The sequence below is a fragment of the Flavobacterium sp. K77 genome (genome assembly GCF_021608205.1).
GTDB classification, from domain to species: domain Bacteria; phylum Bacteroidota; class Bacteroidia; order Flavobacteriales; family Flavobacteriaceae; genus Flavobacterium; species Flavobacterium turcicum.
On the sequence record NZ_JAKIHO010000001.1, the window covers coordinates 297,265 to 322,270 of the forward strand.

Annotated in this window: 24 protein-coding genes; 14 read left to right on the top strand and 10 right to left on the bottom strand. The window is 34.1% G+C overall.

The window, feature by feature from the left end; all coding sequences use genetic code 11:
- Positions 1 to 4 precede the first annotated feature (4 nt).
- Together fabF and L1S34_RS01360 are read right to left on the bottom strand one after the other, a co-directional pair.
- The gene (gene fabF / locus L1S34_RS01355; protein WP_236362332.1) at positions 5 to 1,258 is read right to left on the bottom strand and encodes a beta-ketoacyl-ACP synthase II; all 1,254 of its coding nucleotides are present in this window, start codon (positions 1,256 to 1,258) and stop codon (positions 5 to 7) included.
- A gap of 177 nt (positions 1,259 to 1,435) precedes the next feature.
- Positions 1,436 to 1,672, bottom strand: coding sequence for an acyl carrier protein (locus L1S34_RS01360; RefSeq protein ID WP_007137004.1), 237 nt, complete (start codon positions 1,670 to 1,672; stop codon positions 1,436 to 1,438).
- A 176-nt stretch (positions 1,673 to 1,848) separates the two neighbouring features.
- On the opposite strand from L1S34_RS01360, the gene purN reads away from it, so the two are divergent.
- The 4 genes from purN (at position 1,849) to L1S34_RS01380 (ending at position 5,965) form a co-directional block, all read left to right on the top strand.
- Positions 1,849 to 2,439: a phosphoribosylglycinamide formyltransferase gene (purN, locus tag L1S34_RS01365; protein WP_236362334.1), complete on the top strand. Its 591-nt coding sequence runs from the start codon at positions 1,849 to 1,851 to the stop codon at positions 2,437 to 2,439.
- Positions 2,440 to 2,441: 2 nt separating this feature from the next.
- A complete protein-coding gene (gene rnhA, locus L1S34_RS01370; RefSeq protein WP_236362336.1) occupies positions 2,442 to 2,924 on the top strand; it encodes a ribonuclease HI in 483 nt (160 codons plus the stop codon).
- Positions 2,925 to 3,019: 95 nt separating this feature from the next.
- Complete coding sequence (locus L1S34_RS01375; RefSeq protein WP_166132797.1) at positions 3,020 to 3,943, top strand: PfkB family carbohydrate kinase; 924 nt, start codon at positions 3,020 to 3,022, stop codon at positions 3,941 to 3,943.
- Between the two features lie 123 nt (positions 3,944 to 4,066).
- Positions 4,067 to 5,965 (top strand): amidophosphoribosyltransferase, encoded by a 1,899-nt coding sequence (locus L1S34_RS01380; protein WP_166132798.1) that lies wholly within the window; start codon positions 4,067 to 4,069, stop codon positions 5,963 to 5,965.
- A 363-nt stretch (positions 5,966 to 6,328) separates the two neighbouring features.
- Here the strand turns inward: L1S34_RS01380 and L1S34_RS01385 are convergent, their stop codons facing one another.
- Together L1S34_RS01385 and L1S34_RS01390 are read right to left on the bottom strand one after the other, a co-directional pair.
- The gene (locus tag L1S34_RS01385; RefSeq protein ID WP_210788114.1) at positions 6,329 to 6,937 is read right to left on the bottom strand and encodes a superoxide dismutase; all 609 of its coding nucleotides are present in this window, start codon (positions 6,935 to 6,937) and stop codon (positions 6,329 to 6,331) included.
- Positions 6,938 to 7,144: 207 nt separating this feature from the next.
- On the bottom strand, positions 7,145 to 7,828 hold the full coding sequence (locus L1S34_RS01390) for a ComF family protein (RefSeq protein WP_236362338.1): 684 nt from the start codon (positions 7,826 to 7,828) through the stop codon (positions 7,145 to 7,147).
- Positions 7,829 to 7,925: 97 nt separating this feature from the next.
- Here L1S34_RS01390 and L1S34_RS01395 point away from each other — a divergent pair, with 97 nt between their 5' ends.
- From L1S34_RS01395 to L1S34_RS01415, 5 genes are all read left to right on the top strand, one after another.
- Positions 7,926 to 9,467: a glycine--tRNA ligase gene (locus L1S34_RS01395; protein WP_236362340.1), complete on the top strand. Its 1,542-nt coding sequence runs from the start codon at positions 7,926 to 7,928 to the stop codon at positions 9,465 to 9,467.
- 356 nt (positions 9,468 to 9,823) lie between these two features.
- Complete coding sequence (locus L1S34_RS01400) at positions 9,824 to 10,633, top strand: LytR/AlgR family response regulator transcription factor (RefSeq protein WP_236362342.1); 810 nt, start codon at positions 9,824 to 9,826, stop codon at positions 10,631 to 10,633.
- A 178-nt stretch (positions 10,634 to 10,811) separates the two neighbouring features.
- A complete protein-coding gene (locus L1S34_RS01405; protein WP_236362344.1) occupies positions 10,812 to 11,096 on the top strand; it encodes a 3-oxoacyl-ACP reductase in 285 nt (94 codons plus the stop codon).
- Positions 11,097 to 11,134: 38 nt separating this feature from the next.
- Positions 11,135 to 13,219: a tetratricopeptide repeat-containing sensor histidine kinase gene (locus L1S34_RS01410; protein WP_236362347.1), complete on the top strand. Its 2,085-nt coding sequence runs from the start codon at positions 11,135 to 11,137 to the stop codon at positions 13,217 to 13,219.
- A 17-nt stretch (positions 13,220 to 13,236) separates the two neighbouring features.
- On the top strand, positions 13,237 to 13,938 hold the full coding sequence (locus tag L1S34_RS01415; RefSeq protein ID WP_236362348.1) for a response regulator: 702 nt from the start codon (positions 13,237 to 13,239) through the stop codon (positions 13,936 to 13,938).
- A gap of 42 nt (positions 13,939 to 13,980) precedes the next feature.
- On the opposite strand, the gene thiL is transcribed toward L1S34_RS01415, so the two are convergent.
- Positions 13,981 to 15,027, bottom strand: a complete 1,047-nt coding sequence (gene thiL / locus L1S34_RS01420) for a thiamine-phosphate kinase (protein ID WP_236362350.1) — start codon at positions 15,025 to 15,027, stop codon at positions 13,981 to 13,983.
- A gap of 512 nt (positions 15,028 to 15,539) precedes the next feature.
- On the opposite strand from thiL, the gene L1S34_RS01425 reads away from it, so the two are divergent.
- The 3 genes from L1S34_RS01425 to L1S34_RS01435 all read left to right on the top strand — a co-directional run bounded on the left by L1S34_RS01425 (position 15,540) and on the right by L1S34_RS01435 (position 18,890).
- Positions 15,540 to 16,466, top strand: coding sequence for a 1-phosphofructokinase family hexose kinase (locus L1S34_RS01425; protein WP_236362352.1), 927 nt, complete (start codon positions 15,540 to 15,542; stop codon positions 16,464 to 16,466).
- Positions 16,467 to 16,669: 203 nt separating this feature from the next.
- Positions 16,670 to 18,247, top strand: a complete 1,578-nt coding sequence (locus tag L1S34_RS01430; protein WP_236362353.1) for a hypothetical protein — start codon at positions 16,670 to 16,672, stop codon at positions 18,245 to 18,247.
- Positions 18,248 to 18,263: 16 nt separating this feature from the next.
- On the top strand, positions 18,264 to 18,890 hold the full coding sequence (locus L1S34_RS01435) for a DUF6705 family protein (protein ID WP_236362355.1): 627 nt from the start codon (positions 18,264 to 18,266) through the stop codon (positions 18,888 to 18,890).
- Positions 18,891 to 19,002: 112 nt separating this feature from the next.
- Here L1S34_RS01435 and lepA read toward each other — a convergent pair whose 3' ends face one another.
- The gene (lepA, locus tag L1S34_RS01440) at positions 19,003 to 20,799 is read right to left on the bottom strand and encodes a translation elongation factor 4 (protein ID WP_236362357.1); all 1,797 of its coding nucleotides are present in this window, start codon (positions 20,797 to 20,799) and stop codon (positions 19,003 to 19,005) included.
- Between the two features lie 324 nt (positions 20,800 to 21,123).
- Between lepA and L1S34_RS01445 the strand changes: the two genes are divergently transcribed.
- Positions 21,124 to 21,762 carry a pyridoxamine 5'-phosphate oxidase family protein gene (locus L1S34_RS01445; RefSeq protein ID WP_236362359.1) on the top strand — a complete coding sequence of 213 codons (639 nt, stop codon included), beginning with the start codon at positions 21,124 to 21,126 and terminating at the stop codon, positions 21,760 to 21,762.
- A gap of 12 nt (positions 21,763 to 21,774) precedes the next feature.
- Here the strand turns inward: L1S34_RS01445 and L1S34_RS01450 are convergent, their stop codons facing one another.
- The 4 genes from L1S34_RS01450 to L1S34_RS01465 all read right to left on the bottom strand — a co-directional run bounded on the left by L1S34_RS01450 (position 21,775) and on the right by L1S34_RS01465 (position 24,490).
- Positions 21,775 to 22,854: a serine hydrolase domain-containing protein gene (locus L1S34_RS01450; RefSeq protein ID WP_236362360.1), complete on the bottom strand. Its 1,080-nt coding sequence runs from the start codon at positions 22,852 to 22,854 to the stop codon at positions 21,775 to 21,777.
- Positions 22,855 to 22,892: 38 nt separating this feature from the next.
- A complete protein-coding gene (locus L1S34_RS01455) occupies positions 22,893 to 23,252 on the bottom strand; it encodes a hypothetical protein (RefSeq protein ID WP_236362362.1) in 360 nt (119 codons plus the stop codon).
- A gap of 2 nt (positions 23,253 to 23,254) precedes the next feature.
- Positions 23,255 to 23,737, bottom strand: a complete 483-nt coding sequence (locus L1S34_RS01460; RefSeq protein WP_236362364.1) for a DoxX family protein — start codon at positions 23,735 to 23,737, stop codon at positions 23,255 to 23,257.
- A gap of 87 nt (positions 23,738 to 23,824) precedes the next feature.
- A complete protein-coding gene (locus L1S34_RS01465) occupies positions 23,825 to 24,490 on the bottom strand; it encodes a GIN domain-containing protein (RefSeq protein WP_236362366.1) in 666 nt (221 codons plus the stop codon).
- A 337-nt stretch (positions 24,491 to 24,827) separates the two neighbouring features.
- Here L1S34_RS01465 and L1S34_RS01470 point away from each other — a divergent pair, with 337 nt between their 5' ends.
- Positions 24,828 to 25,001 (top strand): hypothetical protein, encoded by a 174-nt coding sequence (locus tag L1S34_RS01470; RefSeq protein WP_166132814.1) that lies wholly within the window; start codon positions 24,828 to 24,830, stop codon positions 24,999 to 25,001.
- Positions 25,002 to 25,006: the final 5 nt, after the last annotated feature.

Genomic DNA, 25,006 nt, shown 5'->3' on the forward strand with positions numbered 1-25,006 from the left:
ACAATTAGATCTCTAATTTTTTAACCAAAACGCAAGCATTATGACCTCCAAAACCAAAGGTGTTGCTCATAAGTACTTTTACGTCTCTTTTTTGAGCAGTATTGAAAGTGAAATTCAATCTTGGGTCAATGTTTTCGTCACTTGTTGTATGGTTGATAGTTGGAGGGATTATTCCGTATTTTAATGATAAAATAGATGAAATTGTCTCAATAGCTCCAGCTGCTCCAAGTAAATGGCCTGTCATTGATTTGGTTGAATTCAGATTCATGGTGTAAGCATGTTCTCCAAACACGTGTAAAATTGCTTTCGATTCAGCAATGTCTCCCAATGGAGTTGATGTTCCATGCATGTTAACACCGTCTACATCTGTTGGTTGTAAACCTGCATCTCGTAAACAATTCAACATTACATTTTTAGCACCTAAACCTTCTGGATGTGGTGCTGTAATATGGTGTGCATCAGCAGACATTCCGCCTCCGCCAATTTCACAATAAATAGTGGCACCACGAGCAATTGCATGTTCATATTCTTCTAGTACTAATGCTCCAGCACCTTCACCAAGTACAAACCCATCACGGTCTTTGTCCATTGGTCTTGAAGCTGATTTTGGATCATCGTTTCTAGTTGATAAAGCGTGCATCGCATTAAATCCACCCATTCCTGCTATTGTTACTGCAGCTTCAGATCCACCAGTAACCATCGCATCAGCATGACCTAAACGAATGTAGTTGAACGCGTCAATAATAGCATTTGTTGATGAAGCACAAGCAGAAACCGTCGTAAAATTCGGGCCTCTGAATCCGTATTTAATAGAAATGTGTCCGCCAGCAATATCAGCAATCATTTTTGGGATAAAAAACGGGTTGAATTTTGGTGTCCCATCTCCGGCTGAAAAATTAAGAACTTCTATTTGAAACGTCTCTAAACCTCCAATTCCAGAGCCCCAGATCACGCCTACGCGGTCCTTGTCTAAAGTATCAAAATCGAAACCTGCATCTTTCACTGCTTCTTCAGAGGCAACCATGGCGTATTGTGCATAACGGTCCATTTTTCTTGCTTCTTTACGATCGATAAAGTCTTCAACATTAAAGTTTTTAACTTCACAGGCAAACTGCGTTTTAAATTTGGAGGCATCAAAATAGGTTATTGGTGCAGCACCGCTTACTCCATTTATCAAGCCATTCCAGTATTCTTCAATAGTATTTCCAATAGGAGTTAGAGCGCCTAAACCTGTTACAACCACTCGTCTTAATTCCATAAACTCTTTATTTCGTTATCTTTAAACAAATAAAACCCATGCTGATACTGTATAAATACTACAAAATAGCTATGGGTATTACAATAAATATCTTTCGATTGAATGTCAATCTTGAATTTAATTTCTTAAAAAAAATAATAACACCCGTATACCAGAAGTGTACGGGTGCATGTTTTATTATTTTTTAGCTTCCTCAATGTAAGAGATTGCTTGACCTACAGTAGCGATGTTTTCTGCTTGATCGTCTGGAATTTGAATGTCAAATTCTTTTTCGAATTCCATAATAAGCTCAACAGTGTCTAATGAGTCAGCTCCTAAATCATTAGTGAAGCTTGCTTCTGTTACAACTTCGTTTTCGTCAACGCCTAATTTGTCTACGATAATCGCTTTTACTCTTGATGCAATGTCTGACATAATCTTTAATTTTAGAATTTAATTTGTTGGCAAAAATAAAAAACTTTATTTTAAAACAACTATTTAGTTAATAAATGTGACATCTAATTTATGAAATATATTTAAACAAAGCCGAAGCATTGCTATTTAATTTCATTTATTATGCTTTTTTTTGTGCTCTTAAAACTGATGATTTTATGAAAAAGATAGTTGTTTTTGCTTCTGGATCGGGGACTAATGCCGAAAATATTATTCAATATTTCGAAAAATCAACATCGGGCAGAGTAGTAGCTGTTTTTTGCAATAATGCGCAAGCTCTTGTGCTAGAAAAGGTAAAAAAGTATGGTATTTCGTCTGAAATTTTTTCTAAAAATGAGTTAAATGAAGGTTTAGTTTTACAAAAAATAAAAAATTTCGCTCCAGATTGGATTGTTTTAGCGGGCTTTCTCTTAAAATTTCCTTCCGATATAATTGATGCTTATCCTGATAAAATAATTAATATTCATCCTGCGTTATTGCCAAAGTATGGAGGAAAAGGAATGTATGGCATGCACATTCATGAGGCGGTTGTAGCTAATAAAGAAATAGAAACCGGTATTACCATTCATTACGTAAATGAAAATTATGATGAGGGCAATATTATTTTCCAGCAAAGCGTTGTTTTAGCACCGGCAGACGATGCTCATGATGTTGCAGTTAAAATTCACAAACTAGAGCAAGATTATTTTCCAAAAGTGATAGAGGGTTTGCTTTTAAACACTACTAGTTCAGATAATAAAGAAGGTTAAACATGACAACACATGATGTACATATTTACACAGATGGTGCTGCTAAGGGAAATCCGGGCAATGGTGGTTATGGTGTTGTGATGGAATGGGTGGGTAAGCCTTATAAAAAAGAATTTTATGAAGGTTTTCGTAGGACAACCAATAATAGGATGGAGCTTTTGGCTGTAATTGTAGGCTTAGAAAAACTTAAAAATCTTGGTACAAAGGTCTTGGTGGTATCTGATTCTAAATATGTAGTCGACTCTGTTGAAAAAAAATGGGTATTGGGTTGGGAAAAAAAAGGCTTTGCTGCTAGGAAAAATGCCGATTTGTGGCAACGTTTTTTAATAGTTTACCGCAAACATCAAGTCAATTTTAAATGGATAAAAGGCCACAACAATCATCCTCAAAACGAAAGGTGCGATGAGTTGGCAGTGATGGCATCCATGCAAAAACAACTTTCGATTGATGCTTTTTATGAGCAAGAAAACTCAAAATTGATCTGATTTTTTTTCAAAAAGAACCACAATATTACACTTTCAACACATTGCAACTTTACAACTTATAAACTATCTTTGCCCCTTAATTCGAAACGTATATAATGAATAAATTATTGATTGTTGGAACTGTAGCTTTCGACGCGATTGAAACTCCTTTTGGAAAAACAGATAAAATATTAGGTGGAGCAGGAACTTACATTGGTTTATCGGCTTCATTTTTTAATGTGCAATCAGCCATTGTTTCTGTAGTTGGAGATGATTTTCCGCAAGAATATTTAGATTTATTAACTGCTAGAAACATTGATATTTCTGGTCTTGAAGTGGTGCCTGGTGGTAAAACTTTCTTTTGGAGCGGTCGTTACCACAATGACTTAAATTCAAGAGATACCCTTGACACTCAATTGAATGTTTTAGCTGATTTTCAGCCAAAAGTTCCTCAAGATTTTAAGAATGCTGAGATTGTGATGTTAGGAAACTTACATCCATTAGTACAAAGCAGTGTTTTAGATCAAATGGAAACACAACCTAAATTAGTAGTTTTAGATACTATGAACTTTTGGATGGATTGTGCTTTGCCTGAATTGCTAGACGTAATCAAACGCGTTGATGTAATAACTATTAATGATGAAGAGGCTAGACAACTTTCTGGAGAATATTCATTAGTAAAAGCTGCCGCAAAAATCCACACCATGGGCCCTAAATATGTGGTGATTAAAAAAGGAGAACACGGAGCGCTTATTTTTCATAATAAAGAAATTTTCTTTGCACCAGCATTACCACTTGAAGAAGTATTTGACCCAACAGGAGCAGGAGATACATTTGCAGGAGGATTTGCAGGTTATTTGACACAAAGCGAAAACATCTCTTTCGAGAATATGAAAAACGCAATCATTCACGGTTCAAACTTAGCTTCTTTCTGTGTAGAAAAATTTGGTACTGAAAGAATGCTTGCTTTGAATAAAGAAGAGGTGGTGTCTCGACTACAACAGTTCAAATCATTAACACAATTTGATATCACACTATAATATAAGAAACCTCGGAAACGGGGTTTTTTTGTTCCGTAAATTCAGTGTAAATTTTATTTATTAAACTGAATTTATGCTGGTTAACTTATTATTACAACAACACAACAATACAAATTACTTACAATGAGCGATGCTTTAAAACACGAATGTGGAATAGCCTTAGTCAGATTACTTAAACCGCTTGAATATTATAAAGAAAAATATGGAACTGCATTTTACGGTATCCAGAAAATGTATCTTTTAATGGAAAAGCAACACAATCGCGGACAAGACGGTGCTGGTTTTGCCAGTATAAAACTAGATGTCGATCCGGGAGAAAGATACATCAGTAGAGTTCGCTCCAATCATGCGCAACCTATTCAAGATGTTTTTAAGCAAATCAACGATCGTATTAACGAAGAAATGGAAGCCCATCCAGAGTACGCTGATAATGTGGCCTTGCAAAAACAAAAAATTCCATACATAGGAGAATTGTTTTTAGGACACGTTCGATACGGAACTTTTGGTAAAAACAGTATCGAGAGTGTACACCCATTTTTACGTCAGAACAATTGGATGCATCGCAACTTAATTCTTGCTGGAAATTTCAACATGACCAATGTGAAAGAGTTGTTCCAGAACCTAATTGACTTAGGGCAACATCCAAAAGAAATGGCGGATACGGTGACGGTGATGGAAAAAATTGGTCATTTTCTAGACGATGCCGTTACTGATTTGTACCAAGATTGTAAAAATGAAGGATTGACTAAAAGAGAAGCGTCTCCCGTAATTGCAGAACGATTGGATGTAGCTAAAATTTTAGCACGTGCAGCTAAAAATTTAGATGGAGGGTATGCCATGGCTGGACTTCTTGGTCACGGTGATTCTTTTGTATTTAGAGATCCTGCCGGAATTAGACCTGCTTACTTTTATCAAGATGATGAAATTGTGGTGGTAGCTTCAGAGCGACCAGTGATTCAGACGGTATTTAATGTTCCTTTCGAGTCGGTTCAAGAAATTGAGCCAGGAAATGCATTGATTATCAAAAAGAATGGCACGATTTCTATGAAAGAAATTTTGCCTCCAACGGTTAAAAAAGCGTGTTCATTTGAGCGCATTTATTTCTCAAGAGGTAGTGACGCCGAAATTTATCAGGAAAGAAAAAATCTAGGGCGTTTAATTTTGCCTGCCGTTTTAGAGTCTATCGATGAAGATACGGACAATACTGTTTTTTCATACATACCAAACACTGCTGAAACTTCTTTTTACGGTTTGGTCGAAGCGGCTCAGGATTTCTTGAACCAACGAAAAAATAATTTTATCCTAGAAAACAGAAATACCTTGACCAAAGAGTCTTTGCAAGAGTTATTGTCTGTAAAAATTAGAACTGAAAAAGTAGCAATTAAAGATGCTAAGCTGCGAACTTTTATTACCGAAGATAGTAGTAGAGACGACTTGGTTGCACACGTATATGATGTTACTTATGGCGTAATCAAACCAACTGATAATTTGGTTATTATTGATGATAGTATTGTACGTGGAACTACTCTTAAAATGAGTATTATCAAAATGATGGATCGCTTGAATCCAAAACGAATTGTAATTGTTTCATCTGCGCCACAAATACGTTATCCAGATTGTTATGGTATTGATATGGCCAAGTTGGAGGGGTTAGTTGCCTTTAGAGCTGCGCTTGAACTATTGAAAGAACGCAATTTGTATCATATTGTAGATGAAGTATATGCTAAATGCAAAGCACAGGAAAATTTCAAAGATAGCGAGGTAGTCAATTATGTTACTGCTATTTATGAACCATTTCATCCACAGGAGATATCAGATAAAATTTCCGAGATGTTAAGTTCACCTGAAATTAAAGCCGAGGTAAAAATTATTTTTCAAACAGTGGAGGATTTGCATATAGCTTGTCCTAAAAATTTAGGCGATTGGTATTTTACAGGAGACTATCCTACTCCAGGTGGTAATCGTGTGGTAAATAGAGCCTTTATGAACTTTTACGAAGGGAAAGATGCAAGAGCGTACTAATAAATCGATTCGAAATAGTTTTTAATCGGTTTTATGAGTTGTTAGTCTAAAATATTTGCAGTGATTGAAGCACTGTTATACATTTGAAGAACCATAATATTAGTAGGTTAAATTTATGGTAGATTTGGGGCAAAAAGGGTGGAAGAGATTCCACCTTTTTTATTGGAATAAAGTCAAGGTAGTGAATAGAAATAAGGAAATCGAGTAAGATATAAAGACGAGCAAATTAAGGTTTTTGGCTCGTCTTTTTTTTTTTGAGTAAAAGTTTTAAAAGAGAATTCAACTTTGGTTTAAAAACAAAAAAATAGCCGAACAAACTCAAGGTTCATTCGTCTATTTTATATATTCTATTGTCCTAGAAGACTATTTCTCTAAAGCATATCTTCTTGAAACTTCAGTCCAATTGATTACGTTGAAAAATGCTTCAATATAATCAGGTCTTCTGTTTTGGTAGTTTAAGTAGTAAGCATGTTCCCAAACGTCCATTGCCAAAATAGGTGTTCCGCCACAGCCTACTCCTGGCATTAACGGATTGTCTTGATTTGGTGTACCGCAAACCTCAAGTTTTCCTCCTTTTTGTACACAAAGCCAAGCCCATCCTGAACCAAACTGTGTAGCACCCGCTTTACTAAAACTAGCTTTAAACTCTTCAAAAGTCCCAAAAGCAGCTTCAATTGCTGCTAATAAATCTCCTGTTGGTAAGCCGCCACCGTTAGGTGTCATTACAGTCCAAAACAAGTTGTGGTTGTAAAAACCTCCACCATTGTTACGTACAGCAGCGTTTTTTAAATCTAGGTTTATTAAAATATTTTCAATGGTTTTACCTTCCATATCTGTTCCTGCAATGGCAGCATTCAAATTGGTTGTGTAAGCATTGTGGTGCTTAGAATGGTGGATTTCCATTGTACGAGCATCAATATGTGGTTCTAATGCATCGTATGCATAAGGTAATTGTGGTAATTCAAAAGCCATAATATGTTTGTTTTATAAGTGAATTAATTTAATAGTCAAATTTACTCATTAAAGTTTGGAAACGGAAATTCTATTTCGTTATAATTTCATTAAATTATGCTATAGTAGTTTATTTTTAGAATTAAAAAATTGGTAATAAGCAATTTAATTTTTTTTCGGTTCAACTAATGAAATTGTGTCCATTTGTACCCTATCATTTTTTTAGTTTTAGGAATGCGCCATAGCCATACAAACAATACTGATTTTTGCACCAGGAATATTTAATAAAGCCCGTGAGCAAGCTTCAAGTGTAGCGCCAGTTGTAAGAACATCATCAACCAACAAAAAATGTTTGTTGTGCTCTTTTTCAGAAAAAACAACATCAAAAATAGTTTCGTTTAGTTCTGACCTACCCAATAAGTTTTTTTTAGATTGTGTTTTCGAATAGACTTTTCGGATAAGTATTTTGTCATTATATGCAATATCTAGCTGTTCAGAAATTGCTTTCCCAAATCCGCTTACTTGATTGTAGCCGCGTTCTTTAAATTTTTTTGGATGTAAAGGAACCGGAATAATTTGGTCTACGTCTTGTAAAGCAACCACCGTTTTTAAATCTGCAGCATACCACTCACCTATTAATGGACCTAATTCTTCATGGCCTTTGTACTTTAGATTATGAATGAGCTCTTGCACGATTCCCTTTTTATGAAAATAAAATAAAGCAGAAGCATGTTGAACTAAAACCCTACCGTAAAATTTTTTGTAGGCATCATTTTCAGGGTTTAAATGATGATGTGTCAATGGCGCATCGTGACGGCAAGTAGTGCAAATCATATTTTCGGTACCCAATAATAGGGTACTGCAGCCAGAACAAACTTTTGGAAAAAAGAGATTAATGAGGCTTTGAAACATATAATCAGAGTTTTAATGCTAAAATTAATCAAATCAGGACTTCAAACTCCAAGAAATTGCTTTTTTTTAAGTTCACTTTTTATATTTTTGCAATACTATGGCAAAACAAGAAGATTTATTTAAGAATGTAGTTTCGCACGCAAAAGAATACGGATTTATTTTTCCGTCAAGCGAAATATACGATGGTTTAAGTGCAGTCTATGATTATGCACAAAACGGAGTAGAGTTAAAAAAGAACATACGCGAATATTGGTGGCGCGCTATGGTTCAGATGAATGAAAACATCGTGGGCCTTGACGCTTCCATATTAATGCATCCTACAACTTGGAAAGCATCTGGTCACGTAGATGCGTTCAACGATCCTTTGATAGACAATAAGGATTCTAAAAAAAGATACAGAGCCGATGTTTTGATTGAAGATTATGCTGAAAAACTCAATCAAAAGGCGCAAAAAGAAATAGAAAAAGCCCGAACTCGTTTTGGAGAAGCTTTTAATGAACAAGAGTTTGTTACTACCAATGCACGCGTTATGGAGTATAAAGCCAAAGAGAGAGAAATTCTAGAACGTATGGCTCGCTCTCTTGGTAACGAAGATTTGGCTGATGTAAAAGCATTAATAGAAGAGCTTGAAATTGCTTGTCCTGATTCAGGTTCTAGAAATTGGACGGAAGTAAAACAATTTAACCTAATGTTTGGTACCAAATTGGGAGCATCTGCTGATTCAGCAATGGATTTGTATTTACGACCAGAAACCGCTCAAGGAATTTTTGTTAACTTTTTGAACGTTCAAAAATCGGGACGTATGAAAGTTCCTTTTGGAATTGCTCAAACCGGTAAAGCGTTTAGAAACGAAATTGTGGCAAGACAATTTATTTTCCGTATGCGTGAGTTTGAACAAATGGAAATGCAATTTTTTGTGCGTCCAGGCGAAGAAATGAAGCATTATGAGTTTTGGAAAGAAGCCCGACTTAAATGGCACTTATCACTTGGTTTAGGTAAAGAAAGATACCGTTTTCACGATCACGAGAAGTTAGCACACTACGCTAATGCTGCCGCTGATATTGAATTTGACTTTCCTTTTGGATTTAAAGAATTAGAAGGAATTCACTCTAGAACCGATTTCGATTTAAAAGCACACGAGCAGTTTTCAGGTAGAAAATTACAATATTTTGATGCCGAATTGAATCAAAATTATGTACCGTACGTTGTAGAAACTTCAGTTGGTTTAGACAGAATGTTCTTGGCTGTTTTTGCTACTTCCTTAAAAGAAGAAACACTTGAGGACGGATCAACGCGAACAGTTTTAAAATTACCATCAGTACTTGCTCCTACAAAAGCTGCGATTTTACCATTAGTAAAAAAAGACGGTTTACCAGAAATTGCCAGACAAATTATTGACGATTTGAAATGGGATTTCAGCGTATCTTACGATGAAAAAGATGCAGTAGGAAGACGTTACCGCAGACAAGATGCCTTAGGCACACCATTTTGTATCACCGTAGATCATCAAACTGCCGAAGATCAAACCGTAACCATTCGTCATAGAGACACTATGAAACAAGACCGTGTTGCGATTGCCGATTTAAAAGCAATTATAGAAAACGAAGTTTCAATGAAAACTTGGTTGATGAAAATGTAGATTAATTTACCGAATAAAAAGATTAAGAAAAGCTTTCCATAACGGAAGGCTTTTTTTATGGTTTTAGCAAAAATAGCTGATGTTTACAGTAATTAGATAGGAATTTACAGGTTCAAAAGCGAATAAAATATGTATTTTATCGGATTTATTTGTAGTTCATCTTTATGTGTCAACATTTGTTAAGAACATATTAACAAGATCTTTAATAAAATTGTTATTTGCTTATTTTTAGACTGTTAAATAAGTGATTCTTGTTTAATTAGTTTCCCAAAATTACCCTATTTATCAAATTTTCGAAAGTCGAAATGGCTTTATAAATTAATTTGCAGGTCCTATTTGTTTTAGGAAAATCGTTAATGAGTTATTCGTACATTATTATTGATGATCATCACGAATGTGTTTTGGAAACGAAAGCTGCGCTTTCTCGTTTTCCAGAATTAAATTTTATAGCTGCTGCAAATAATTATGATGAAGGGTTAAATTGTATTTTAGAACACCAACCTGATCTTGTTTTTCTAGAAATTGATCCAGCCAGTAAAAAAAGTAATTTATCATTACAACTAATAAATGAGCTGCATCGGTATCTAAAAGCTATTCCAAAAATTATAATTACTACCAGAACCAAAAATTTTGCTTTTGATGCTATTAAGTTCGAAGTAGCTGATTATCTCATTAAGCCACTTCAGCATATTGATTTGGTGAAATTGATTTTGAAATTGAATAAATCAATTTTGGAAACGCCTACTTCTGTTGAAAAAGCGCAACCGAGGCAAGATATAATTACAATCAATAATGAGGCACAAAACCCAGCTGATCAGCCATTAATTTTATGTATCAAATCATACGGTGATTACAGGTACATAGATACTAATGATATTTGTTACCTAAAAGCAGATAACAACTCAACGGATATACACTTAAATACTGGCGAAATGATTACGGCTTTCAAAACCCTAAAACATTTTGAAGCTGCGCTCAACAGTCCATTTATTAGAATTCATAATAGCTATATCATTAACCGAAATTATATTGCACGAATCCATACGGGTAATGCGCTTTGTTACATTAAAAATAGTGCGGTTAAACTTCCTTTTTCAAAGTCTTATAAGTCCAATATTGATACAATTATCAATGATTTCTCAAATGGAAATTATTTAGAAATATAAAAAGTACCCATCTACACAAAATTGTGGGTCATTCACTTTCATTTGAGTGCAAACTACCATAAAGGGTGTTTTTACTGTCAAATAGTAAAATTGTCTGCTTAGTTTTACAAAAGAATCAACAGATAAATGGTTCGAAAACAATTAAAAAACTAACAAAAAACATAAAAACCCCAAGGTTATGAAAAAAGCACTTTTAGTATCAGGATTATTTTCTTTAGTAATGGTTTTAACTTCTTTTACTTCTAACGCAGAGGTTGAATCAGGGGCTAATGAAACAAGCGAGAGTCTTTATATTGTAGGGGCAGGATCAGCAGGAAAAAACCAGAAGTTAGACATTGTAGGAGCAGGGTCAGCAGGTAAAAATCAAAAATTAGACATTGTAGGAGCAGGGTCAGCAGGTAAAAATCAAAAACTAGATATTGTAGGAGCAGGATCAGCAGGTAAAAATCAGAAGTTAGATTAAAAAAAATACATATTTACATATTAAAGGCTATCAAAATTATGATAGCCTTTTTTTATTTATTTTCTTTTTCTACATTTGACCAAACACTTATGAAATTGAATAAAATAAAGGTAGTTTTTGTTTTGTTAGTTTGTCTTTTTTTGCTTCAATGTAAAAGAGATAAAAAAAACTTCTCATCCGAAAGTCCGGTAGTAGATAGTTTAAATATATATCTATCATTATCAGGTAATCCAAATTTGAATAACAGTATAAGGAAGCAATATTGTAAAAAGGCATTTTTAATTGTTGAGAAACAAGATAATGATTCACTACACAGAGTTAATCTTTTCAAGATTGCAAACAGATTTTTCAATATTAATGATTGGCAAAATTATAAAATAAGTGTCGAGACCGTTTTAGAGAGATCAAAAAACAGTAATGATACACTAAATATTGCTAAGTCATATAGTTATTTAGCTGATTATTACAGTAATTATTCGATGTCGGACAGCGCTTTTAAGTTCTATGTTAAAGCTGAAAAGATTTATAGAAAAAGTAACGATATCGCAAACCTTTCGAGAACATTTATTAATAAAGCGTTATTACAATTTAACGAAGGTGATTTTCTAGGCAGTGAAATTACAGTTCATAGTGCGTTGAGGGTTGCAAGGGACAATAAGTTAAACGACGTAGTTTTTGACGCTTACAATCTATTAGGTTTGATTAGAAACGAACTTGGAGATTACAATCAATCTTTAGAGTACCACACCAAGGCTTTAGGTAGTGTTGATAAGTTTAAAATCCCTGCTGTCTTTCAATCAGAAGCAGAGTCGTTAAATAATATTGGATATGTTTATCAAAATATGAATAAACACAATATTGCAATAAAATATTTTAAATCTGGGTTATCTCAAAAGAACTTAAGCATAGATAAACCTTCCTTATATACCATACTTTTAGATAATCTGGCATACTCAAAATTTAAAACCGGAGATACTTCAAATTTGCCTCAAGAATTCTATAATGCATTGAAATTACGTGAAGAATTCAAGTTAGAATCAGGAATTTTAGTGAGTAAAATGAGATTATCTGAGTTTTTTGCGTCACAGAGAGATACATTAAAGGCGATTAAATACGCTCAGGAGTCACTGGAATTAGCACGGAAAATTAAAAATTTTAAAAGTGTATTGTTAGTTCTTAAACAATTTAATTCGATTAAACCAGAAATGGCAGGGGCTTATACTAAAGAATATATACAGATAAATGACAGTCTTCAAAAAGCAGAACGAAAAATGGGTGATAAATTTACCCGAATTGAGTTTGAAACAGACGAGATTAAAAGTGAAAACAATGAACTAGCGCAGCAAAACAGAAATTTACTATATCTTTTTTCAGGACTTGGTGTTTTAGGATTGTTAATTTTTAAAATTAAATCGCAAAAAGCAAAAAATAGAGAACTGTTATTTAAACAACAGCAACAAGTCGCAAATGAGGAGATTTATAATTTAATGATTTCGCAACAAAATTCTATTGAAATTAGTAGAGTTGAAGAGAAAAAGAGAGTTGCGCGCGAATTACATGATGGGGTACTGGGTCGAATGTTTGGCGTACGTATGAATCTGGATGGTTTGAATAAGCAGCAAGACGAATCAGCTATGACTCAAAGAATCAATTATTTAGCTGAATTGAAAAATATTGAGCAGGACATTCGTGAAATTTCGCATGATTTGAATAGGGAAAAATCAGAATTAATTAATAACTTCGTTGCAATCGTTAATAATTTATTTGAAGAACAGAAGAAAACCTATAAGTCAAAATTTATAGTCAATATTGATGCTACTATTCGTTGGGAGTTGGTTAGTAACTCTGTAAAAATTAATTTGTACCGCATAATTCAAGAAATTTTGCAAAATACAAATAAATACGCCGAAGCTTTAAAGATTAATGTCGATCTCAAGAAAGAAGAAGATCATTTGGTATTGAAAATATCAGATGACGGCAAGGGTTTCAATGTGAAAACAGCTAAGAAAGGAATAGGTTTGCAAAATATCTTGTTCCGAACTAACGAGTGTGAGGGTGTTGTCGATATTAAATCAGCAAAATTGCAAGGGACTACTGTTACGGTTACTTTGCCAATTGCTTAAATACAATAAAAACAAGAATGGGAAGCGAGATTGAATCGGTTGAAAAACAAAAGAAAATACAAAACATATTAATAGTTGATGATCATCGTTTTATAATTGAAGGTTATAAAAATGCTATAACACGTTACAATCCAAACGAATATGATTTTTTAATTACTCAAGCTAAGGATTGCGAATCCGCATACGAAATTATAACAAACCCAGACAGTCCTGTTTTTGATATTGCTTTTTTAGATATTAGTATGCCTGCATTTGAGGAAAAACAAATCTACTCAGGCGAGGATGTTGCCAAATTAATCTTGGATACGATGCCAGATTGTAAAATAATTTTGTTGACCATGTACACGGAATTATTAAAAATAAAAACGATTATTAATACAATCAATCCTGCTGGACTGGTTATCAAAAATGATTTGACATTTGATGAATTAATTTTTGCTTTTGATAAAATTATAAACAACGATAATTACTACAGTGAATCAGTTGTTAAAATGCTTAACTTAGCAGAGGTTGATGCTATTGAAATTGATCAATTTGACGAACAAATTTTATTTCATCTTTCAAAAGGCACAAGTATTATAAACATGGTGCAATATATTCCGATATCGGTGGGGGCTATTGAGCGTCGTATTGTAAACTTAAAAGAGCTTTTACGTGTTGAATACAACGACTACAGCGCCTTAGTCGTAGAAGCTAAAAACAAAGGATTATTATTTTAAAATAAAAAAAACGACACTTTTGGTGTCGTTTTTTAGTTTTGTCTATTCACTAATAGCATCCCAACCACGCGCTTTTAGAGGGATCTTTGTGTTTGCGCGAGTAATTAAATGAATTCCTTCACTTTCTTGGGTCATGTGACCGATGATAGTAAAATTTGGATTGGCTTTTATTTTCTCAAAATCTTGAATCGAGATCGTAAATAGCAATTCGTAATCTTCACCTCCGTTAATGGCAACAGTGGTGCTATCAATATTAAACTCTTCGCAAATATTGATAAACTGCGGATCAATAGGTAATTTGTCTTCGTATAAATTACAACCTACTTTTGACTGTTTACAAATGTGCATAATCTCAGAGGAAAGTCCGTCTGAAATATCAATCATAGCCGTAGGTTTTACTTCAAGTGCATGCAGTAATGTACGAACATCTTTGCGTGCTTCAGGCTTTAATTGACGTTCAATAAGATAAGTATAAGCGTCTAAATCAGGTTGTGAATTTGGGTTCACTTGAAAAACTTGTTTCTCACGTTCCAAAACTTGTAATCCCATGTAGGCAGCGCCAATATCTCCTGTAACAACTAGTAAATCGGTTTCTTTAGCACCATTACGATATACAATTTCATCTTCGTTTGCTTCTCCGATGGCAGTAATACTAATGATTAATCCTTTTTGAGAGGATGTGGTGTCACCACCAATTACATCAATATTATATTCGGTTGCGGCATGTGTAATACCAGCAAACAATTCTTCTAAAGCTTCTAGCGGGAATCTATTGGAAACGGCAACCGAAACAGTGATTTGTGTTGCTTTGGCATTCATAGCGCAAATATCCGAAACATTGACTACAACAGCTTTATATCCCAAATGTTTTAAGGGCATATATGCCAAATCAAAATGTACTCCTTCAATCAATAAATCGGTTGAAACAACAACTTTTTTGTCCTTGAAGTCTAAAACGGCTGCATCATCGCCAATCCCTTTTAAGGTAGATGATTGGTTGATTTCAAAATTTTTAGTCAAATGATCAATTAGGCCAAATTCTCCTAATTGAGCTATACTTGTACGTTGTGGATTTTTATCTTCTATCATTTTGCAAAGGTACAAAGTTTTCTTGCCACAGATTACACAGATTACACAGATTTTATAGCTTCTTTATTATTATAAAATAACCTTTATGAAAACAATCGCAACTCTTACTATACATCCATCTCTAGATAAATTGCCACAGATTACAAAGGTTACCACAGATTTTTTCATTACTTGATGATTGTAAAACATCTTACATGAAAGCAATCGTAACTCTTACTATACATCCATATTTAGATAATTTGCCACAGATTACACAGATTATCACAGATTTTTTCGAATCTTAAGGATTGTAAAACATCTTTCATGAAAACAATCGTAACTCTTACTATACATCCATATTTAGATAATTTACCACAGATTATCACAGATTTTTTCGAATCTTAAGGATTGTAAAACATCTTTCATGAAAACAATCGTAACTCTTACTATACATCCATATTTAGATAATTTGCCACAGATTAGACAGATTACCACAGATTTTTTCGCATCTTTATGATTGTAAAATATCTTTCATGAAAACAATCACAACGCTAACTATAAATCCTTCCTTGGATAAATCAACTCATTTTACGGGACTTATCGCTGAGCAAAAAATTAGATGTGGAAAACCGCGTTATGATGCTGGTGGTGGCGGTATAAATGTATCTAAAGCCATTGCAAAATTAGGAGGTACGTCCAAATGTATTTTTACTTCTGGTGGTTCTTCTGGCGAATTGCTCGAAGAATTAATTACAAAAGAAGGTTTGCAACCTGAATTGATAAGAACGAAAAACTGGACACGAGAAAATTTTATTGCTTTTGATTCCGAAACACAATCGCAATACCGTTTTGGTTTTCCAGGAAACGAGTTGTCTCCAGCCGAACAAGATGAAATTTTGCAAAAAGTAAAAGATTTAAAAACAGATTATCTTGTCATCAGCGGAAGCTTAAATGAAGGACTACCTTCCAGTTTTTACCAACAAATAGCCAAAATAGCCCAAGCTTCTAACATCAAGGTTATTGTTGATACATCTGGTGAACCGCTGAAAAAAGTCTTAGAAACAGGAGTTTATCTAATTAAACCCAACATTGGCGAATTAGCAAAATTAATTGGTACCGAACGATTAGAATTACCAGAGGTTGAAAAAGCGGCCAAACAATTAATTGAAAATAAAAGTGCCGAAATTGTTGTAGTCTCACTAGGAGCTGATGGAGCCGTTTTAGTCTCTCAAGACGAAACTCATTTTGTTAAAGCGCCAAAAGTAGAAAAGAAAAGTACCGTAGGAGCTGGCGATAGTATGGTGGGTGGTATGGTATGGGCATTGTCTCAAAACAAAACTTTAAAAGAGGTTATTCAGTGGGGAGTTGCTTGTGGATCAGCTGCTACCATGAATGTGGGAACTCAACTTTTTAAAGTGAGAGATGTAATGCGATTAATGGAGTTGTTGAAGTATAGGTAAAACTGTAAAATCCGTTAGGTTAGAGGTATGAGTGGGAGATTTTTAAAAATAAGTTAAGTTGTTCGTTCAATTTTTTATCTAGCGCGCTAGGTTTGTTTACAATAAATCTTTCTAATGAAATTAATTATTCATTAAACATCCTTGAAAATACAATAATTACAAAAAAAATCTTATTTTTATTTTAAGTTTATTTTGTACAAATTATGATATATAAACAAACCTATATTAAACTATTAGTATTTTTATTTTTAGCCCTAACATCTTTTAGTTGTGAAAAAGATTTATACGAAGATGCGATTGCTAATAAGAAGCTTAATATCAAAGAAATAGCGCTTGAAGAATTATACAATCAAAAAGAATTTAACAAATGGTTTGAAAAACGGAGTTATGCGCTATCAACTGCAAAGAGTTTTTCAATTAATTATCAAGATTTCATTTTATCTGATCAAAATGTAAAAGTTATTGAAACAGATTCTATAACATCATATACAATTTTAATAAAGCGGAAAAACAGTAATGATATCTCTTATTTTGAGAACTTAGTAATTCTTAAAAATAAACAAAATAATACAAGTGCTTGTATCATAAAATATGTTCCAGAAAATATAAAGCAAAATATAGCTCATAATTCCTTTTCATTTGCTGGCAAAATCTTCAAAAGTAAATATCAGAACAAGAATTCAAATAAATCATTATCTGCTAAAGTAGCAGAATCAAGTTGTTCAATTGATGTTTTAATGTGTTATGAAAGTTGGTCTGGAGGAGCTGGTCCCTCACATTCAGCAACCAGTGAGTGTAAAAATATTCGTTATTTATATGTTAAAACTGTAGAAGTGTTATGTGCGGATACTGGTACTGGTTCTACCAGTGGAGGAGTTGGTTCATCATCTGGATATCCACAGCCAAATCAACCTAATCCCGGTGGTGGTGGTGGCGACGGAAATTTAGATCCTGGTTATATGCCACCAAATGATAATACGCATACACAACCTCCTTATAATGAGCCTGTTTATAACGAACCTGGTTTAGTTGATGCAGATGGCAATGTTATTACTTCTCCGGTAATGCCGAAAGTTACCGAGGAGGATCCTTGCAAAGAATTAGCTAAGCTGTCATCTAATTATTCACTTAAGTTAAGCTTACAAAATTTAGAAACTAAAGCTGGAAATCCTACTGAGTCAGGTGTTTCAGTGAAAACATTTCCAAATTCTAATATCTTGCAAGCAGGACAAGTACTTCCAGTAAGTGCGGATAGCCCAAATAAAGTTGATATCACAAAATATATGGGAGGTGATTTTGTTGGAGCTATGCACAACCATACGGATCCAGCCTCAATGGCAGGTGTACCCATGTTTTCTCCTGCGGATGTTATGAGCTTATTTTCATTTAAGATCAAACATGACAATGCAAACCGTGATGTGCCACCATTAGCAAATGCCATATATTTTGTATCAGTTGCTGTAAAAGATCCTTCTAAGTCATCTGGAAGTAGTACTTTTATTATCAAAATCAAAGATTGGGACAAGTTCACTAAGGCAATAAATACCCTTGACAGCAAAGGCAAGCTAAAATACTACACATTTGCTAAAGAATTGGTAGATAAACAGGAAGAAAGGGGTGCAACTGCCTCGCTATCTAATATTATGAAAGATTTTCTGTCACTTTTAAGTAAATACAACATGGGCGTTGGGCTCTATGAGGGCAATAGTGATTGTAGTAGCTGGAATGAGCTTGACTATGACCCAACAACAAAAGAAGTAAAAGCAATCCCTTGTAATTAAATAAAAACACATTATCATGAAAAAAGTACTATGCCTATTAATCCTTGTAATAGCTTTAGGTTGTAAAGCACAGACCCCTATTTTACCTAGATATGGCAACCTAGAATTTGCAGAAACTCACAACGCTTATTATAAAGATATTGACAATTTTCAGCAGCAGTTTATTGGTACTTGGAAATATACAAATGGGGCTACTCTATTAACTGTACAATTCAAACAAATACCTATGTCCTATGAAGAATCTGGTGGTGGGTTGCATTATTATGAGGACTACTTAGTAGGCGAATACAAGTATATAGAAAATGGTATCGAAATGGTCAATACACTACCTGCATTGTTGCTCAACAGCCAAAACCCTTTTAAATACAATTTACAAAGTAGTGCTCGAATAAATAAACAATCGTATCCCAAATGCCCTGAATGTGGTACAGATGACAAAAGATTAATTTTTACATTCTATGAACCAACCCGAGACCGTTTTAATGGCCCTCAGGCCAACTTTATTGTACGCGTAGTCCAAGAAAATGGGGTTGCAAAAATAATAGCCGAGTTTATTAATACTAGTCAGGCTTATGAAGCCGCAACCGCAGAGCTCAAAAGATTTAGTTTGCCTTATGGTAAGTATGTTTTGATAAAACAATAGTATTTCAGTCAATTTTATTGAATTAAAAGAAAATTATAAACAAAAAACCTGACAATTTTCATCGTCAGGTTTTCTCTATGTTCTTTGTTCTATATTCTTTTTTCTAAAAAAATTAGTCATTCAGTTTAAGAACCGCCATAAATGCTTCTTGCGGAATTTCAACGTTCCCTACTTGGCGCATACGTTTTTTACCTTTTTTCTGTTTTTCTAATAATTTACGTTTACGTGAAATATCTCCACCGTAACATTTGGCGGTAACGTCTTTACGCAATGCTTTGATTGTTTCACGAGCGATAATTTTAGCACCAATTGAGGCTTGTATTGGGATTTCAAATTGTTGTCTTGGAATTAATTCTCGCAATTTTTCACACATTTTTTTACCAATGGTATAGGCGTTATCTGCGTGAATCAAGGCTGAAAGCGCATCTAATTGATTTGCATTTAGCAAAATATCCATTTTTACAAGTTTAGATTCTCTCAATCCTATCGGAGAATAATCAAATGAAGCATATCCTTTGGAAACCGTTTTTAGCCTATCATAAAAATCAAATACGATTTCAGCTAGTGGCATGTCAAAATTCAATTCAACACGCTCCGTTGTCAAATAGGTTTGATTGGTAATTTGTCCACGCTTTTCAATACACAAACTCATTACGTTCCCCACAAAGTCAGCTTTGGTGATGATAGTAGCTTTGATGTAAGGCTCTTCAACACGGTCTAATTTTGTAGCCTCCGGTAAGTCACTTGGGTTGTTTACAATGATTGCTGTATCAGGTTCTTTCTTGGTATATGCCAAGTACGAAACGTTAGGAACGGTAGTGATTACAGTCATGTTAAATTCACGTTCTAAACGCTCCTGAATAATTTCCATGTGTAACATTCCTAAGAATCCGCAACGGAAACCAAAACCTAAAGCTGCTGAACTCTCAGCTGAAAATACAAGAGAAGCATCGTTCAGTTGTAGTTTTTCCATTGAGGCACGCAAATCTTCGTAATCCTCTGTATCAACAGGATAAATACCAGCAAAAACCATTGGTTTTACATCCTCAAAACCCGTGATCATATTTGTTGTTGGTGTTTTTGCATCCGTAAGTGTATCACCTACTTTTACTTCTTTCGCCTCTTTAATTCCAGAAATTAAGTATCCAACATCACCTGCTGAAATCACTTGTTTTGGCACTTGATTGAGTTTCAAAGTACCTATTTCGTCAGCAAAATATTCATTGCCAGTAGCCATGAATTTAATTTTTTGCCCTTTTCTAATTTCACCATTTACTACTCTAAAAATAACCTCAATACCTCTAAACGGGTTGTAATGAGAGTCAAAAATCAAAGCTTGCAAAGGCTCGTCAACATTTCCTTTTGGAGCAGGTATTTTTTCAATAATAGCTGCTAATATATTTTCGACACCAAAACCAGTTTTTCCAGAGGCGTGAATAATATCCTCTAGGTCGCAACCCAATAAGTCAATAATATCATCACTCACCTCTTCAGGATTGGCGCTTGGCAAATCTACTTTGTTCAAAACCGGAATAATTTCCAAGTCGTTTTCTAAAGCCAGATATAAATTTGAAATCGTTTGTGCCTGAATACTTTGCGCAGCATCCACAATCAAAAGCGCACCTTCGCAAGCCGCAATAGATCGAGAAACTTCATACGAAAAATCAACGTGTCCCGGAGTGTCAATCAAGTTCAAGATGTATTCTTCACCCTTGTAGGTGTACTCCATCTGAATGGCGTGACTTTTAATAGTAATACCACGTTCACGCTCCAAGTCCATATTGTCAAGCAACTGCGCCTTTTCTTCACGAGCAGTAACAGTTTGTGTAGCACCTAGTAAACGGTCCGCAAGCGTACTTTTTCCGTGATCAATATGTGCAATAATGCAAAAATTTCTTATATGTTTCATTTTCAGTAAATATCAATAAATTTGCTTGTCAGCTTGTGGGCGTGCCGGCAGAAAAAGCCGTCGGGCTATGCGCTCTATCTTTTGTTCCGTTAGCACTTCACAAAAGGATGCCGCTGCTATCCCTCACGCAAAACCCCACTAAGAGTCAATTAATTTGCAAATATAGGCTAAAAGTTTTTTATGAGAGATTGAACAATGCCTAATGTTACTGCAATTGAAATTTAATTTTTTAGCAATTCTCATTTGGGGTCTTTCTTATTGTATTTTTGCTCGTATTTACAAGAGCATCTTGCAGTTACATTTGAACTTTTATACCAACTATTTATGCCTACTTCACCACAAGATTCTATTACCATAAACGACACTCCGTATAACTTACAAGAGCTAGAAAAACTAGCTTGGAAAAAATTAGTCAACGGTTCAGTCAAGAAAAAAAACGGTTTCCGAACCATGTGCGTTGGTACCATAAATGAAAACAACACCGCCGCTTTACGAATTGTTGTAAACAGAAAAGTTGATGAGATTCAGAAAAACATCTACTTCCACACAGACAATCGCTCCCGAAAATGTTATGATTTACAAAAAGACAATCGCATTTCACTCTTGTTTTACGATGCGCGTCAACGCGTTCAAATTGTAGTGAAAGCGCGTGCCGCTTTACATACTAACGATGCCTTATCAAATGATCGTTGGAAGGCAACCAGTCCGCAAGCTCGTCTAGGTTATATGACACTCGAACCACCCAACACAAAATCAAATCATCCAACCTTGGGATATGAAGAACGTTTTTCGTCCCTAAAGCCCACAGATAGTGAAAGTGATATTTTTAAAGAAAATTTAAAGGTTGTCGCTTGTGCCGTCTATGAACTTGAATTTTTATACCTCGACTTTACTGGCAACAGAAAAGCTAATTTCTTTTATGAAAACAGTGTTTTGCAAGATAGTTTTTGGGCAGTTCCGTAACCTCCAAAGATTTTATTTTTTCAAATTGGTAATTGTACTTTTTTTGCCTTTGCAAACTAAATACAATTGTTCGGAAATTTCATAAAGATTTGTCGCATTGGTATTGCTAAAAACGATAATGCTTTTGTTGTTGTCGAGCGTATGAATCCAATTGGTATTGGAACCCAAAATTCCGCCGGGACGATATACAAATTTAGTATCGAAAACACCATATCCATCGGCAAACCAAAATCCAAAGGCAACGTTGTCAAGCTCTCTATTTGGCGCAATCATGATTTCGGTAGTATTTTTTGAAAGTAACTTATGGTTGAAAATGGCAGTTTCAAATTTTAATAAATCTTCTACAGTGGAATACATTGCACCCGATCCAAAAAAGTTTTCTATATAGTAAGGTTCGTCATTTTTGAATTCAGTTGTTTTTTCATCAATGGTATATGAATCTACCAATCCCGAAATGATATCCGTTGATTTTAACATATTGGTGTTTTGCATTTGTAGCGGTTTTAAAATTCTTTCTTCCAAATTTTTTTCAAATGATTTTCCGGTAATGTTTTCGATAATTTTATGTAAAATCATATAGTCACCATTATTGTACGCGCTTTTTTTTCCGGGAATTGTATCTAGTTTATTGCTACAATAAGTGTCAATATAGTCATCAATAGATAGCGGCAATTGGTAGGTTTTCAAATCAAGTTTATCGGCAAGATTAGGAATTCCGGAACTGTAAGTCAGTAAATTTTCAATGGTAACTTTGTCTTTTGCTTCGCCTTTGTACTTTGGAAAATACTTTCCAAAAGTTGCTTTTAAATCAAGCTTTCGTTCTTGGTATAGTTGCAAAATTAAAACAGCAGTAAAAGTTTTGGTTATCGATAAAATTTTGAATTTAGAATCAGCTTTTATCACGTTACCCGATTGTCTATTAGCAATTCCTATTTCTTTCAAAAAGTCGATTTTGCCGTTAGAAGCTACTAGAACAGTTCCGTTGAAGTTTTTTTGCGAGTGATAATACTTTACAATCTCATCAAATTGTTTTGTTTGTGCAAAACTGATTTGGCACATTGTAAATAGTACAAGGATTGCAATATTTTTCATAATTCAACTTTAAATTGTTTCTCTAAGATATTGATTATTTATCTTTTATTAAACTTCGCTTTGTAATACGTAGTGTCTTTTTCAGAGAAAACGACCCTGCGGTTGTCTTCATTTTCAAATTCTAAACTGTCATTAACCACAAATTTTACTTCTGTAAATTTATAACCGGTAACAATTGTGGTTGTTATTTGATAGGTGTTATTGGCAGTATTCAATTTCATTTCGGTAGCTTCACCCCAAGATAATGGTTTGTCTTTTCCACGAATGGCTACTTTTTTTACATTTTTCATTTCGGATGCATCCAAAGTAAAAACAACGATTTTTTTATAGGTTTTTTGAACGCAATTTGTCAAGAATAAAGAAAGTAAAAGTGCTAGAAATATCGTTTTAGTTTTCATAATTAAGCTTTGTTTTTAGTTAGTAAATAATCAATTCCAAATCGTCCTGAACCTAGTATTAAAAAGAACATCGCTACCCAAAGGAATCCCATGGCGGCAAGGCAATTCCACAATCCATTTTGTATTTGTTGCATAAATATGGCAACCAGCATGGTACAAATTACTAAGAAAGAAGCAATACGAGTTTGAAATCCAAATAACAATAGCAATCCGCCAACAGCTTCCGCAAAAGCGCCCATCCAAGCAAAAAAAGCTGGAGCAATGGCAAAAACCCCACCATAATTTGCCACATCACCGGGAAACCAAAAAGCGACTTCAAACAATCCTAAATTAGCATCAACGGGTGACCAAGGCATTCCAAATTTATCGGCTCCAAAGTTAAAAGCCAGCAAGTACCCACAAACAATTCGCGGAATAGTAATAAATAGATCTTGTGACCAATGTGGTAACAAAACAGGTTTAGTGATTTTGGTAAGTAGTTTCATAATGTTGTATTTTTTGATTTTCTTATTGATATTTATATTGAATTTTGAAATTGCTATTGAACATTGCCATTGCCATTGAACTTTTCATTAATTAACAATCAAATCGCCATTACCTGATTTTTTCGAATTAGAATCAAATTGGGCTTTTCCTTTGTTAATGACATCTCCGTTTCCAGTTAATTTTGCAGTAAGTTTTTCAATGACATTGGCAGTTATATTTCCGTTTCCAGTGCTTTTTAAATCGGCTTTTTTAGCAACTAGATTCTCTGCGTTTACATCGCCATTTCCCACTTTAACAATATCTAAATCATCTATCGTTCCGCTAATTTTACTTTCTCCATTTCCGGTGTTTTCTAATCTAAAATAACGACCCAAAACATTTTTCACGGTTAAATTACTGTTGCCAACGTTTTTGATGACACTTGCCTCTGGCATCGTGATTTTTATTTTTAGATTGGTATCTTCAACATACATTTTGTTGTTTTGGTTTCCTTTGAATTGAATTTTTAGCTCTTTATCTGAAACGTTTTCTAAAAAAGTCAAAAGACGTTCCAAATTGTCATCGATTGTTATAGCAATGCTCCAAGTTTTTCCAATTTCTACCTCAATAGTTCCATCTAAATCTTCAAAAGAAAGCTTGTCGAAATTTTTGTAGTTGTAATTTTTAGTGATCGTTTTTCCGGATCCTTGTAGTTGTGCGTGTGCAAAAGTTGAAGTTAATATCAACGTAATTGCCAAGATTAATTTTTTCATAATTAGTTTTTTAGTGATTAATAACAGGGCAAAGTTGCGCCATAAATCAGCACCAATCGCTTCAAATTATGATTTGAGACTAGTTTAATTCAGCTGTGAAGTATTGTAAATGCTGATAATATTGTTTTCGACTATTTTTGAGCAAAAAACTTTGTTGTTATTCTTGATTTTGAATTATAGTTGATAAATGCACTTCTTAAGTAGAAAGTAGATTCAAATTTAACGCTTGTTGTAGGGAAACATTTTTGTAGACTATGTACTTTTATATTCAAGAGCAGTTACATTTTGGAAAATAAAATCAAACAATAAATTCCTGAACTTTTAACAATATCGAATTATGAAAAGGAATTCCCTAAATGACATCAGTCACCTTGATGATTTAAACCGATTGAATGAAATAGTTTCTGATAAACGTCTCGCCAAGAGAGCCACAGAAAAAAAGAATAGACGTAATCGACATTACGAAAAACAGTTTATAAAAAATACTATTGAGCGGTTTGATGCCGAGTAAGTAGT